We start from the raw sequence: 12,562 nt of genomic DNA on the forward strand, positions 1-12,562 counted from the left end.
ACCATCAACGCGGTCGCGATCCGCTTTGAAGCAGACGGGCGCGAACACAAGTGCTGGGTCGGGCGCGACGCCGTCGAAGAGGGCTCCCGCGAGGCAACCCGTCAATGCGCCGGCCCACGCGTGTGAGCGGGTGTCACGGCCACGACGTCAGCATTCTGCGTCGGCGGTGTCAGTGCGCGGTGTCGGAGCGCATCGGCGCACCGCTCCGCGGCGGCAACTCGGCCTTCGAGACCGCGGTCGACGGCGGGCGCCGGTTCGCCCTCGGTGGGTGGCGCGCGCTGCGCCGCCGTGAACGACACAAGTTGAGGGTCCTTGCTCGTGCGCTCGGCGCTCGGTGGGCGCACGTCGCAACGGGCTCGAACCAAAGCGCGCGAATAGCCCGCTCAATGACATGCACGCGGGTCGCCCCACATCCGAGCGACGGAAGGGGCGACAGCGCCGATGAAATTGCGAGCCACCACCGCGCAACGAAAACAGCGATGCACGCAGGCACCCGAGGTGGCGGCGCCCGCCCGACCATCAACCGACAGCATCGAGCTACAGTTGCGTGCATCTAGGAAAAATACCTGGATAAGCGCCAAATCTGTCCCTAGCTTGAGGTCATGCGCGGAGGGCTTGAGCGGTGGAAGCGAGGCGTCGAATCTCGCGGTGTCCGCAACGCGATCGCCTATGCGCTCGAGGGCACCTGCGATTCGCGCCTGCCGCTTACGACGGGCATTAATGCCCTGGAAAGGTATAGCGAGGCGCCCGGCTCGACAGTCTCTCGCTTCATTGTCACCGACGGGGTCATCACCTCTGATCAACTCACCGCCCCCGCGCTGCGAGTGTGGATCACCGGCCACGACCCGATCACGGGAGAGGAGCGTGGACGACAGCGGCTGAGTCCCGATGCCGATCTTCTCCTCGACGGGACCATCAACCACCCGAAGTCGTACAGCATCGCCGCGCTGCTGCATTCGGATCTGGCGCAGGAATTCGAGGCCTTGCAGGACCGCCTGCGGGACCAGATCCTGCTGACCTGGCAGGCAGAGCTCAACGCACGCCGCGGTCACGGCGGACTGATCCGAGAGGACCTCACCCGGATCGAAGTGGTCGAGTTGCAGCACCGCCGGTCGCGCGCGCTGGATCCGCATATTCACCGGCACCTCTGGCTGAACGTGAAGGTGCGGGGAAGGGACGGGAAGTGGTCGAACATCGACTCACGGGTCGCCATGAAATTAAACACCGTGATCAACGCGGAAGGGGAACTCGCTGCCCGCACCGACCGCGCATGGGTGGCCGCGCTCGCCCGCCACGGATTCACGATCGACGAAGCGGGGGAGATACGACAGTTGGCGGCGGCGGTGCGTCCGCTATCGCGGCGGTCAGCGCAGATCGACGCGAACCGTGCGCGGCTGATCGCGAAATGGGCGGCAGAGCATGGTGGTGCGCCGAGCGCAGAGGGCCTCGCGCAGATCGATCGCCGGGCGTGGGCAGTATCCCGACCGAACAAACCCGCTGAGCTCGACGAGGACGCCTGGGAACACGCGGTGCGGACCGAACTCAGCGCCATCGACCCGACACTCCTCGAGCGGCGCCCCCCGGTCAGCCTCACACCAACCGTTCTTGCCGACCTCGACATGGAGCTTCTGGCGCAGATGGCGGTTGTGGATGCGGATCGCCGATCGGTCTCCTCCGGCGGGCGCTTCAGCCTGTTCGATCTGCGCGCCGGTGCCGTGCGTGCACTCGCGCGGTCCGGGATCGTCGGCGAACGTCACGGCTTTGACTCTCCGATAGACATGATCACTGATCGCGCGCGGGCGCTGACGGTCGCTTTGGTGCAAGGGGATGTCGCGGGCCATGTCAAAGGGCGGATGGCGTCGGCGACCATGCGGGAGAAGATTCGCTTGGGTGGGATGCTCGAGGCTCTGGCGCACCCTGGGCGATCGCTGCTACCGGCAGAGCTGATGGACCTCATGCGGGACCGGCGGGAGGTCGCCGCGCTCGACCGGTCGCAGATCGCCGCGTCGGCGGCGATCGCCGGATCGCACGGGCTCGTCACGGTGACGGGGCCGGCCGGCACCGGCAAGACGACGATGCTGCGGCTGGCGCAGCGGGCGCTCGCCGCGCGGGGGCGGCAGATGCTGGTGGTCGCGCCGACTCGCAAGGCGGCATCCGTTGCGGCCCGGGAGATCGGGTCCCGCGCGACGAGCGTGCATGCGCTCCTCGCCGACCATGGCTACCGGTGGCGCACCGATGCCGTCGGAGCGCAGATCTGGTCACGCCTGGCCGTCGGCGAGATCGACCGGGCGACTGGCCGCGTCCACTCCGGACCGAGCCAGTTCCCGCTTCGGCCGGGGGACCGGGTCGTGGTCGACGAGGCGGGGATGGTCGATCTGCAGACCGCGAACGCCCTCGCGGACCTCGCGCTCGAGCAGCGGGTTGGTGTGGCGATGGTGGGTGATCCCTGCCAGGCGTCGCCGGTCGGGCATGCGGGAGCGATGGCCTCGGCGATCCGGTACGCGACCGCAGCGATCGAACTCGACACGGTGCACCGGTTCCGTGACCCCGACTACGCCGCCCTCACGCTCCGCATCCGGGATGTTCGCGACAGGGAAGGCGCGCTCCGGGCTGCGGCGGACCTCGTCGCGTTCGGCCACGTGCACCGAGTAGACCATCACGACGCCGCGCGTGAGGCGATGATCGACGGGTACTTCGCGTGGCGCGCCCACGGGAGTCGGGTCGCCGTCGTAACCGGGACGAATGCGGAGGCGGATGTGATCAACCATTTGATCCAGCTGCGTCGTATCGAAGCGGGGCAGCTCGACCCGAGCACGGCCGCGTGGGGCATGGGGGAGCAGTGGATACTCGTCGGCGATACCGTTCAGACCCGTCGCAACGACCGCGCCACGGGAGTCGAGAACCGAGCTACGTGGAACGTCGTGTCCATCACCGGTGACGCGCTCATCCTCGCCGCCGTCGGCAGCAGCGGTGAGCTGCGGCAGGTGAGCACGAAGTATGCTGCGGAACACGTGCAGCTGGCGTACGCGTCGACCGTGCATGGCATCCAGGGCGACACCACTGACGCGTCCATCGTTGGCCCGGACATCGGCGCGGCAGGTCTCTACGTCGGCCTCACTCGAGGCCGGCACCACAACACGGTGATCACCGTCGCTCGCACCGACCAGCGCGCGCTGGAGTACATTGCGGACGCGATGCTCCGTGGCGGCACCGAGATCACGATGCAGGACGCAGTGCGGGCGGCCGAGTCCGAGCTACGCCGCGCCGCACGGTTCGCCGCAAGCGGTACGTCAACCGCGCCGACGGGCGGCGCCGCAGTCGTCGGTCGTGGCCGGAGCACCACTTCGACTGGGGTCTCGCCGGCGTAACGCGAGACCATCAACGGGGTGCCAGTCACCGAAGAGCAGATTCAGGTGTGGGCAGATGAGGCTGAGGCCGGGTATGACGTCGATGCGCTCACGAAGCGCGGGCGAGGGCGCCCAGGGCGGGGCGGCGGAGCCTTCGCAGGTGGTCGCGCTGCGCCTCACGATCGAGGAGTTGACCGAGCTGGACGCGCTGGCCTCGCGTGCGCACAAGCCGCGCTCCGAAATCATCCGCGCCGCTCTCGCCGCCTACGCTGCGTGAAAGTCCATGCCTCGGCACTCAAGCCCGGCATCGCCGCAGTAGATGTGAAGTACGCCGCATCCCGGTCGCTGTGGATCGAGGACCTGGACGAGGACTCGCCGCTCGTCAGCTACGTCTCGGCTTCGACACGCGAGGGCGGCTTCTCGAGACCGTTGTCCTTGTGTTCGACAGCGGGAACGAGCTGGTCATCGAGGCGATGCGAGCGAGGTCGCACCTGCTCGACCTGCTCCCGTAGGCCGATCGCTCGTCCAATCAGATGCGGATGCCGAAGACGCGCAACAGCTCGGCCCGGGGGATGAGCCGTCTGGCCCCGAGTTGCACCGTCGGGATGGTGCCGGTGTCGATACCCTGCTTGATCGTGCGGTAGTCCACGCCGACCAGCGCGGCCGCATCCTTCATCGTCAGGGCAAGCGACTTCGGTGAGGTATTCATCTCCTCCTCCTTCCGTGCATGACATATGTCGTCACTTGCTCACGCACACTACACCCGTGCATGTCGCGTGTCATCACTTGCTCACGGGAACGCAGCCTGCGACACTCGCAGGATGCCCGCACTGTCTCTGCAAGACGTCGACGCCGAAATCGTGGATGCCGGTGACGGCGTGCGAGTGCCGAAGGCGTGGGTCGCGGTCGCGACCGGGATTCCCGGCGTCCCCGGAGGCGTGAGCGCCCGCGTCGTCTACGACCCCACCCTGCGGCGGGCGGTTGCGGAATGGGTCCGCATCGACCGCACCGGTCCCGGAGAAGAGGTGACCACCACCCTTCTGCGTGACGTGCGGGTACAGGCCGTCGTGCAGTGGTCGACGGCGCGAGTCCTTCGTGTCCAGACGGACCATGGCGATTCCGAAGGCTACGGGGCATACATCGCGCGTCTCCGCAGCGAGACGGACCGCAGTGAGGAGGAGAACCTGCACGAGGCGGTCCGGCTGTACCGGATCGGTTCGGTCATCAACCACGGCCCACTCAAGCTCGTTTCCGAGGAGCTCGGCGTCAGCGTCAGCACTGCCACACGCATGATGAACCGCGCGCGCGTGGCCGGCCTCGTGGATGAGGCGACGAGTCGCGACGTCGTGACGGACCTCCGCGAGCAGCAACTCCGCGAACGGGAGGCTGGCCTCGGCGCAGGGCCACACTCGTCCGGGCCCTCGATCGGAATCTGACGACATCTCGAACGGCGTATTCTGGTGACACCCATGCCCGCGATGTCCGATTTCCGCTAGTCTAGTCCGCAGGAAGTCCGCAAGAAATCTGCATTCATCCGTATTTGGGTGCATGCAGATGTCGTCGTAATAGCCATCTGATCAGGCTAATTGTTGTGGATTGAGGGTCGATGTTTCTGAGATCTTTGTTCCGCTTCAACGTCTGAGCCGCCGCTGACTGTCGGCGCCCGGTCCTACGCTGGCGGGATGCCGACCCTCGACGATGTGCGACGCATCGCGGCCGCGCTCCCGGGCAGCGAGGAGCGCACGACGACCGGCGGGGCCGCATGGTTCGTGCGCGGCAAGCTCTACGCGTGGGAGTGCCACCCGTGGCCGAGCATCCCGGACGAGGTCCGGGCGATCATCGCCGCCGAGCTCGTGGTCGGGGTGAAGGTCGCCGACGCGCTCGACGCGCTCGCACTGCGCGAAATGGCGCCGGACGTGTTCCTGCCCCGGACGACGGGGTGGGGCGAGCCGAAGATCGCGTTCCGCATGGCGGACATCGACGCGGAGCACCTCGACGAACTCGTCACGGAGGCGTGGTGGTCGCAGGCGCCGAAGTACCTGCGCGCCGCGTTCGACAGCGCGGGCCGCGCCCCGGGCTAGGCCCGGCCCTGCAGGATCAGGTGCCAGTAGACCTGCGGGAAGACGTAGCGGTCGATGATCCAGTTCAGCCGGCTCTCGCGGTACGACGTGCGCCACAGGGTCGGTGTCAGACGTCGCTCGTCGTCGAACTCGGCGAACACCGCCGTGGAGCGCGAGACGGTGAACGGGCAGACCCCGTAGCCGTCGTACCGCGCCCGAGGCTCGCGGCCGCGCAGCACCGCGACGAGATTCTGCGCGAGCACCTTCGTCTGCGTGCGCAGAGCGCCCCCGGACTTCGAGTTGGTCGTCGCCGCCGCGTCTCCGAGTGCCCACACGTTCCGGAATCGGGCATGCCGCAGGGTCCGGACATCGACGTCGACGAAACCGGCGGAATCCGGGCCCGCCAGACCACTCGCCGCGATGAAGGGCGGAGCGGACTGCGGCGGCTCGACGAGCAGCGCGTCGTAGTCGAGGCTCTGCGCGTGACCCGTCGTCCCCGTGGTGAAGATGAGCGAGCGACGCTCGGCGTCGATCTCCGTCACACGCGCGTCCGTGTGCACCTCGATGCCGTACTCCGCGATCATGCGGTCCAGCTCCGCATCGATCGCGGGGATGCCGAAGATCGTCGGGTCCGGCACGAGCAGGACCACGCGGATGTCGGCGAGCACCCCCGCGCGCTGCCAGTACGCGCACGCCTGGTACATGGGCTTCTGCGCGGCCCCCGCGCACGAGGCCGGCCCGGGCGGCTGCACGAAGACGACCGTCCCGCGGCGGAGATCCCGCAGGAGCGGCGACGCCTTCGCCGCGAGGTCGAAGAGGTAGTTCGACGCCCCCGCAGGGGAGAGCATCGCCGCGGGTAGTCCGGGGACGGCATCCCAGTCCTGACGGATGCCGGCGGCCACGATGAGGTGCTCGTACTGCAGGCGTTTGCCACGGCCGAGGGTCACCTGGTCGGCGTCCGGCTGGACGGAGGCGACGGCATCCTGCACCCATTCCACGCCCCGCGGCGTGACGTCCGCTTGCGGACGCACCGTCTGGCTCGCCCGGGCCGTGCCGCCGGCGACGTGCGAGAACAGGGGCTTGTAGTAGTGGTCGGTCTGCGGCTCGACGACGACGATGTCGGTGACGCCGGCGCGGCGCAGCCGCCCCGCCACCGACAGGCCGCCGTTCCCGCCCCCGATCACGACGACGTTCGCACGGCGGGCGGGCGCGTTCCGAGGATCATCCATCCGGCGAGCGTAGGTCGACCGCGGCCCGGGCGGTGTGGCCTTGACAGGCGTCGTCACGCATGCGTCGCCCGACTATCGCGGTCCGATCCCACCGCCCCGCGTCCGCGCGTCGACATCGACTCTGATGCGCCCCGGGCCGAACGGGAGCGCCGGCGCCCGGTAGACGAGGTTCGGTGCGTCACCCGGCGCGAGCGTGACCTCCGCCTGGCCGAAGCGCCAGACGCGGTTGAAGAGGTAGACCGCGAACGCGACGGGCTCGTCGGCCGGGACCTGCCAGGTCCCGTGCCCCCACTGCGTCGGCTGACCGCGCCCGCCGACGACGAGGGTCGGCCGGATGCGGGCATACAGCGCGAACCACGGACGACGCAGGGTCAGCTCGATGCGTCGGGATTCGGTGGAGGGCACCCTTGACCGTAGCGCGACCCGCCCGGTGGAAGGATGGAGGGATGACCGCAACACTCGTGGCCCAGAGCCTGGCCGGCGGGTACGGTCACCGCACCCTCTTCGACGGCCTCGACCTCACGGTCGCCCCCGGAGACGTCGTCGGGGTCGTGGGCGCGAACGGCGCCGGCAAGTCCACACTGCTGCGCCTCCTCGGCGGCATCGACGAGCCGCAGGCCGGCAGCGTGACCCTCGCGCCGGCGGACGCCTTCGTCGGCTGGCTGCCGCAGGAGCACGAGCGCGTCGTCGGCGAGACGGTCGCCGCCTACATCGCCCGCCGCACGGGCTGCGCCGACGCGACGACCGACATGGATGCCGCGGCCGCGGCCCTCGGCGATCCGTCGCCGGCGGCGGGCGGCGTCGACCCTGCCGACGTCTACTCGGCGGCGCTCGACCGCTGGCTCGCGAGCGGGGCCGCCGACCTCGACGAGCGCGTGCCTGTCGTGCTCGCCGATCTCGGGCTGGATCTCGGCGACGACCCGGCCGATGCGCTGATGACCTCCCTCTCCGGCGGCCAGGCGGCGCGCGTGGGTCTTGCCGCGCTGCTCCTCTCCCGGTTCGACATCGTGCTCCTCGATGAGCCCACCAACGACCTCGACCTCGACGGGCTCGAGCGCCTCGAATCCTTCGTCCGCGGACTCCGCGGCGGGGTCGTGCTCGTCAGCCACGACCGCGAGTTCCTCGCGCGCAGCGTCACCCGCGTCCTCGAACTCGACCTCGCGCAGGGGTCGAACCGCGTATTCGGCGGCGGCTACGACGCCTACCTGGAGGAGCGCGCGACGCTCCGCCGGCACGCCCGGGAGAAGTACGACGAGTTCGCCGACAAGAAGGCCGACCTCGTCGCCCGGGCCCGGGTGCAGCGCGAGTGGTCGAGTCAGGGCGTGCGCAACGCCATGAAGAAGTCGCCGGACAACGACAAGATCCGGCGCAAGGCGGCGACGGAGTCCAGCGAGAAGCAGGCGCAGAAGGTGCGCCAGATGGAGAGCCGCATCGCCCGCCTGGACGAGGTGGAGGAGCCGCGCAAGGAGTGGCAGCTCCAGTTCACGATCGGCTCCGCACCCCGCTCGAGCTCCGTGGTCTCGACGCTGAGCGGTGCCGTGCTCCGGCAGGGCGCGTTCACGCTCGGGCCCGTCTCGCTGCAGGTGAACGCGGGGGAGCGCATCGGCATCACGGGACCCAACGGTGCCGGGAAGTCGACGCTGCTGCGCGCCCTCCTCGGCCGGCAGGCTCCCGACGAGGGGACCGCGAGTCTCGGGGCGAGCGTGCAGATCGGGGAGATCGACCAGGCCCGCACCCTGCTGGCCGGCACCCGCCCGCTCGCCGACGCGTTCGAGGCGGCCGTGCCCGAGATGCCGTCCGGCGAGGTGCGCACGCTCCTCGCCAAGTTCGGTCTCAAGGCCGACCACGTGACGAGGCCGCTCGACGAGCTGTCACCGGGGGAGCGGACGCGGGCGGGCCTCGCCCTGCTGCAGGCGCGCGGGGTCAACCTCCTCGTGCTCGACGAGCCGACGAACCACCTCGACCTCCCCGCGATCGAGCAGCTCGAGGAGGCGCTCGAGACCTACGAGGGGACGCTGCTGCTCGTGACCCACGATCGGCGGATGCTGGAGACCGTGCGCACCGACCGCCACTGGCGGGTCGACGCGGGGCGGGTCGCCGAGCTCTAGGCGGTCAGCGCCCCTGGCGCTTCTTGTACGGCTTCGGCTGGCCTTTGACGACCGGTGCGCGCCCCTTGCCCTTCGACGCCTTGGCCTTGCCGCCGGCGGGCGCGGTCGGTGTGCGATCGGGGGCCGGCTCCGCGGCGATCCGCTCCTTCGCCTCGACGAGGAGGAGCGTCCCGGCCGGAGTCAGCCGCGGCGTGGCGCCGTCGCGCGTGAAGAGCGCGTGGCCGACCTCGGCCTCGAGCTTCTCGATCGACGAGTAGAGCGCGGGCAGGGGGATGTCGAGGGCCTGCGCCGCGCGCGGGAAGTGGAGCTCCTCGGCGGCCGCGACGAACCTGGTGAGCGCGGTGATGTTCACGGGGAGCCTTTCGTCGCACGGATCCGTTCGGCGATGCCGCCAGGATCAGGATAGGCGCTGCTCGCGGGCCACCGATCGCGCGACCGCGCGGGCGTCGAGGCGGATCTGGAAGAGCTGCCCTTTCAGCGGGTTGGTGAGCCCGATGAATCTCAGACCGGGTGCCTCGGGCAGCACCTTCCGGCCCCGCACGAGAGGCCTCCCGCGCCGATCGAGAACCCCGAGATGCCCGGCGACGCTCGTCAGACCGGTCGTGTAGCCGGTGGCGGCGATCACCGCATCCGCCGCGAATCGGCTCCCGTCGCCCAGCACGGCATCCGTGCCCTCGAACCGCTCCAGGGATGCCACCGGGACCACGCGGCGACTGCGCAGGGCAGCGACCAGGCCGACATCGATGGTGGGCGTCAGGCCGGTCGCGCGAGCCTGCGCGACGACGCCGGCGCGGGCGCGCGGCATCCCGTAGCGGGTGAGGTCTCCGAGCAGGGCCCGTTGCAGCAGCCGGTTCATCGGGTCGACGAGCCAGGCGGGCAGAACGTCCATCGGGATGGCGAGCAGCGTCGTGGGGATGGGTCCCACCCGGCGGGGGATGATGTTGGGTGGGGTACGCACCGCCAAGCGCACCTCCGCCGCGCCGTTCTCGGCGAGGTCGGCGGCGATCTCGGCGCCCGTGTTCCCCGCTCCCACGACGATCACGGCGCGGCCGGCGTAGGGCGCTGCCGTGCGGTAGGCCGACGCGTGGATGATGGGTCCCGGAAAGCTCGCCCTGCCGGGCCAGTCCGGCACGACGGGCGTGTTGCTGTAGCCCGTCGCGACGATGACCTGACGCGCTGTCAGGGTGCCGGCATCCGTGGTCACCACCCAGTGGGCGCCGTCGCGGTCGAGGCGGAGCACGTCGGTGTGGAACGTCGGCTCGAGCCCGTGCCGTCGCGCGTATCCGCGGAGGTACCGTGCCATGTCGGCCTTGCCGACCCACCTGCCGAAACGGCGCGGCATCCGCAGCCCCGGCAGAGCCGACTGCACGCGCGGGGTGTGCAGGTGGAGTCGTTCGTACCTCGATGCCCACGTGTCGCCGACGGCCGCGCCGCGATCGACGATCAGCGACGGGACCCCGTTGCGCTTCAGACACGCGGCGACCGCGAGTCCCGCGGCCCCGGCCCCGACGACGAGCACCTCGGTGTGCATGCGGCCTCCGGGACCAGACGCTACCGGTCGGATCAGGCGGGCGTCGAGAGCACGTGCGCGACGCGGTCGATGGCGCCCGGGACGAGCGCGAAGTATGCCCAGGTGCCGCGCTTGCTACGTGTGAGGAACCCCGCGGTCGTCAGGATCTTGAGGTGATGCGAGACGGTCGGCTGGCTGAGGCCCAGCGGCTCGATGAGGTCGCACACGCACGCCTCGGCGTCCTTCGACGCGGCGACGATCGACAGGAGGCGCAGGCGCGCGGGGTCGGCGAGGGCCTTCATGGTCTTCGCGAGCGTCTCGGCCTCGTCTGCCGACAGGGGCTCCCGCAGCAGCGGAGCGCAGCACGTCGCGGCGGTGATGTCCGTCAGTTCGAGGGTTGCCATACATCGATCATAGTCGATATTGACAACCGTCGATACCCCGGGTACAACTGAACATCGAACACCATCGATATCCCTCGGGAGCCCTCATGACACTGCTCGACCTCACGCCCCGCGTCGCGACCGGCGATCGGCTCGCGACGCTGCCCGTCGCCATCATCGGCGCCGGGCCAATCGGCCTCGCCGCCGCCGCGAACCTCCTCGAACGGGGGATCGACTTCGTCGTCTACGAGGCCGGCGACGGCATCGCGACGAGCATGCGCTCCTGGGGGCACACGCGGCTGTTCTCGCCGTGGAAGCACCTCGTGGATCCGGCATCCCGTCGTCTCCTCGAGGCGCGGGGCTGGCAGCTGCCATCGCCGGAGCGGGCACCGACCGGGTCGGAGCTCGTCGAGCTCTACCTCACGCCGCTCGCGCAGGTGGACGAGATCCAGCAACGCGTCCGGACCGGCGTCGAGGTCGTCGCCGTCGCTCGCGAGGGCATGGACCGCACCCGCACGCGCGCCCGCGCGGCGACGCCGTTCGTCCTCCGTCTGCGCGAGAAGTCGGGGGAGATCACCGAGGCGACGGCGCGCACCGTCATCGACGCGTCCGGCACGTACACGTCGCCCAACCCGCTCTCCTCGAACGGACTCGACCTCCTGGGCATGGGCGCCATCGCCGACCGCGTCACGCCGGCGCTGCCCGACGTGCTCGGTCGCGATCGGGCGCTGTTCGCGGGCCGCCGCGTCACGGTCGTCGGCGCCGGTCACTCCGCCGCCAACACGCTGCTGGCGCTCGTGAAGCTGGCGCGGGACGAGCCGAGGACCACCGTGACGTGGCTCATCCGCAACGCGCAGGCGGTGCGGGTGTCGTCGTCGCCGGATGACGAGCTCGTCGGCCGCGCCCACCTCGGCAGCCGCGTCGATCAGGCCATCGCCCGGGGCGAGATCACCGTGCTCGACGGATTCGAGATCCTCCGCGCCGCGCGGGCCGGCGACGCCGTCGAGCTGATCGGAAGCCGGGGCGGCGAGCTCACCCAGCACGAGACCGACGTGGTCGTGAACGCGACGGGGTTCCGTCCCGACCTCGACATGCTCCGCGAGATCCGGCTCGAGCTCGATGACATCGTCGAGGCGCCGCGGCGTCTCGCGCCGCTCATCGATCCGAACGTGCACTCGTGCGGCACGGTCGAGCCGCACGGATTCCGTGAGCTGACACATCCGGAGCGCGGGTTCTTCATCGTCGGGATGAAGTCCTACGGCCGCGCGCCGACGTTCCTGCTGGCCACCGGATACGAGCAGGTGCGCTCCGTCGTCGCGTGGCTCGCCGGCGACAGCGCCGCGGCATCCACGGTGCAGCTGACCCTGCCCGCGACCGGCGTGTGCTCCACCGATCAGGCGGGTGGCTGCTGCTCGTGACGCGCGTGCGGGCGATGACGCCCGAGGACTGGGATCGCGTCGAGGAGATCTACCGCCAAGGGATCGAGGACGGCGAGGCGACGTTCGAGACGGACCCGCCGACCCGGGCCGAGTTCGATGCGGGCCGGCTCCAGGTGCCGCGCCTCGTCGCCGTGGACGATGACGGTGCGGTGCTCGGCTGGGCGGCCGCGTCGCGGGTCTCTTCGCGTGAGGTCTATCGCGGCGTGATCGAGCACTCCGTGTACGTCGACCGCGCCGCCCGCGGCCGGGGGATCGGGCGACTGCTGCTGGCGGCGTTCGTGGAGGCGGCCGAGGCGGCGGGCGCGTGGACGATCCAGTCGAGCGTCTTCCCGGAGAACGCGGCGAGTCTGCGGCTGCACGAAGCAGCCGGGTTCCGCGTCGTGGGCAGGCGCGAGCGGATCGCCCGCTCCGCGCGCGGCCCGCATGCCGGGACGTGGCGCGACACCCTCCTCATCGAGCGTCGCAGCGCCTGAGCGCCACGCCGTT

12 protein-coding genes and 1 pseudogene are annotated in these 12,562 nt (G+C 70.3%); 7 read left to right on the top strand and 6 right to left on the bottom strand.

All coding sequences use genetic code 11. The features are described from left to right. Positions 1 to 602: 602 nt before the first annotated feature. Both QZL85_RS01690 and QZL85_RS01695 read left to right on the top strand, forming a co-directional pair. Positions 603 to 3,368 carry an AAA family ATPase gene (locus QZL85_RS01690; protein WP_295572825.1) on the top strand — a complete coding sequence of 922 codons (2,766 nt, stop codon included), beginning with the start codon at positions 603 to 605 and terminating at the stop codon, positions 3,366 to 3,368. Between the two features lie 9 nt (positions 3,369 to 3,377). Further along, positions 3,378 to 3,624, top strand: a pseudogene (locus tag QZL85_RS01695) (ribbon-helix-helix protein, CopG family). 252 nt (positions 3,625 to 3,876) lie between these two features. On the opposite strand, the gene QZL85_RS01705 reads toward QZL85_RS01695, so the two are convergent. Next, the gene (locus QZL85_RS01705) at positions 3,877 to 4,056 is read right to left on the bottom strand and encodes a helix-turn-helix domain-containing protein (RefSeq protein ID WP_295572828.1); all 180 of its coding nucleotides are present in this window, start codon (positions 4,054 to 4,056) and stop codon (positions 3,877 to 3,879) included. Between the two features lie 151 nt (positions 4,057 to 4,207). Here QZL85_RS01705 and QZL85_RS01710 point away from each other — a divergent pair, with 151 nt between their 5' ends. Together QZL85_RS01710 and QZL85_RS01715 are read left to right on the top strand one after the other, a co-directional pair. Beyond that, complete coding sequence (locus tag QZL85_RS01710; protein WP_295572831.1) at positions 4,208 to 4,783, top strand: hypothetical protein; 576 nt, start codon at positions 4,208 to 4,210, stop codon at positions 4,781 to 4,783. A 246-nt stretch (positions 4,784 to 5,029) separates the two neighbouring features. Beyond that, a complete protein-coding gene (locus QZL85_RS01715; RefSeq protein WP_295572834.1) occupies positions 5,030 to 5,428 on the top strand; it encodes an MmcQ/YjbR family DNA-binding protein in 399 nt (132 codons plus the stop codon). Here QZL85_RS01715 and QZL85_RS01720 read toward each other — a convergent pair. Together QZL85_RS01720 and QZL85_RS01725 are read right to left on the bottom strand one after the other, a co-directional pair. Continuing rightward, complete coding sequence (locus QZL85_RS01720) at positions 5,425 to 6,636, bottom strand: NAD(P)/FAD-dependent oxidoreductase (RefSeq protein WP_295572836.1); 1,212 nt, start codon at positions 6,634 to 6,636, stop codon at positions 5,425 to 5,427. The two genes, QZL85_RS01715 and QZL85_RS01720, sit on opposite strands and share 4 nt — an antisense overlap. A gap of 72 nt (positions 6,637 to 6,708) precedes the next feature. Then, a complete protein-coding gene (locus QZL85_RS01725) occupies positions 6,709 to 7,041 on the bottom strand; it encodes a hypothetical protein (protein ID WP_295572840.1) in 333 nt (110 codons plus the stop codon). 41 nt (positions 7,042 to 7,082) lie between these two features. Here QZL85_RS01725 and QZL85_RS01730 point away from each other — a divergent pair, with 41 nt between their 5' ends. Next, entirely contained in the window at positions 7,083 to 8,744 is a 1,662-nt protein-coding gene (locus tag QZL85_RS01730) for an ABC-F family ATP-binding cassette domain-containing protein (RefSeq protein WP_295572842.1), read from the top strand. Between the two features lie 4 nt (positions 8,745 to 8,748). On the opposite strand, the gene QZL85_RS01735 is transcribed toward QZL85_RS01730, so the two are convergent. The 3 genes from QZL85_RS01735 to QZL85_RS01745 are packed head-to-tail and all read right to left on the bottom strand — an operon-like array spanning position 8,749 to position 10,658. Continuing rightward, the gene (locus QZL85_RS01735) at positions 8,749 to 9,096 is read right to left on the bottom strand and encodes a LysR family transcriptional regulator (protein WP_295572845.1); all 348 of its coding nucleotides are present in this window, start codon (positions 9,094 to 9,096) and stop codon (positions 8,749 to 8,751) included. Between the two features lie 45 nt (positions 9,097 to 9,141). Continuing rightward, positions 9,142 to 10,275, bottom strand: coding sequence for an NAD(P)/FAD-dependent oxidoreductase (locus tag QZL85_RS01740; RefSeq protein ID WP_295572848.1), 1,134 nt, complete (start codon positions 10,273 to 10,275; stop codon positions 9,142 to 9,144). A 32-nt stretch (positions 10,276 to 10,307) separates the two neighbouring features. Next, entirely contained in the window at positions 10,308 to 10,658 is a 351-nt protein-coding gene (locus QZL85_RS01745; RefSeq protein WP_295572851.1) for a metalloregulator ArsR/SmtB family transcription factor, read from the bottom strand. 86 nt (positions 10,659 to 10,744) lie between these two features. Here QZL85_RS01745 and QZL85_RS01750 point away from each other — a divergent pair, with 86 nt between their 5' ends. Together QZL85_RS01750 and QZL85_RS01755 are read left to right on the top strand one after the other, a co-directional pair. Then, a complete protein-coding gene (locus QZL85_RS01750; RefSeq protein WP_295572855.1) occupies positions 10,745 to 12,055 on the top strand; it encodes an FAD-dependent oxidoreductase in 1,311 nt (436 codons plus the stop codon). 14 nt (positions 12,056 to 12,069) lie between these two features. Beyond that, a complete protein-coding gene (locus QZL85_RS01755; protein ID WP_295573914.1) occupies positions 12,070 to 12,549 on the top strand; it encodes a GNAT family N-acetyltransferase in 480 nt (159 codons plus the stop codon). Positions 12,550 to 12,562: the final 13 nt, after the last annotated feature.

Source organism: uncultured Microbacterium sp. (genome assembly GCF_900078385.1).
Classification (GTDB): domain Bacteria; phylum Actinomycetota; class Actinomycetes; order Actinomycetales; family Microbacteriaceae; genus Microbacterium.

Excerpts from the sequence above, each read along its gene's own strand:
- QZL85_RS01740 (WP_295572848.1), bottom strand. The coding sequence starts at position 10,275 with ATGCACACCGAGGTGCTCGTCGTCGGGGCCGGGGCCGCGGGACTCGCG.
- QZL85_RS01755 (WP_295573914.1), top strand. The coding sequence starts at position 12,070 with ATGACGCCCGAGGACTGGGATCGCGTCGAGGAGATCTACCGCCAAGGG.
- QZL85_RS01730 (WP_295572842.1), top strand. The coding sequence starts at position 7,083 with ATGACCGCAACACTCGTGGCCCAGAGCCTGGCCGGCGGGTACGGTCAC.
- QZL85_RS01690 (WP_295572825.1), top strand. The coding sequence starts at position 603 with ATGCGCGGAGGGCTTGAGCGGTGGAAGCGAGGCGTCGAATCTCGCGGT.
- QZL85_RS01720 (WP_295572836.1), bottom strand. The coding sequence starts at position 6,636 with ATGGATGATCCTCGGAACGCGCCCGCCCGCCGTGCGAACGTCGTCGTG.
- QZL85_RS01745 (WP_295572851.1), bottom strand. The coding sequence starts at position 10,658 with ATGGCAACCCTCGAACTGACGGACATCACCGCCGCGACGTGCTGCGCT.
- QZL85_RS01705 (WP_295572828.1), bottom strand. The coding sequence starts at position 4,056 with ATGAATACCTCACCGAAGTCGCTTGCCCTGACGATGAAGGATGCGGCC.
- QZL85_RS01750 (WP_295572855.1), top strand. The coding sequence starts at position 10,745 with ATGACACTGCTCGACCTCACGCCCCGCGTCGCGACCGGCGATCGGCTC.
- QZL85_RS01715 (WP_295572834.1), top strand. The coding sequence starts at position 5,030 with ATGCCGACCCTCGACGATGTGCGACGCATCGCGGCCGCGCTCCCGGGC.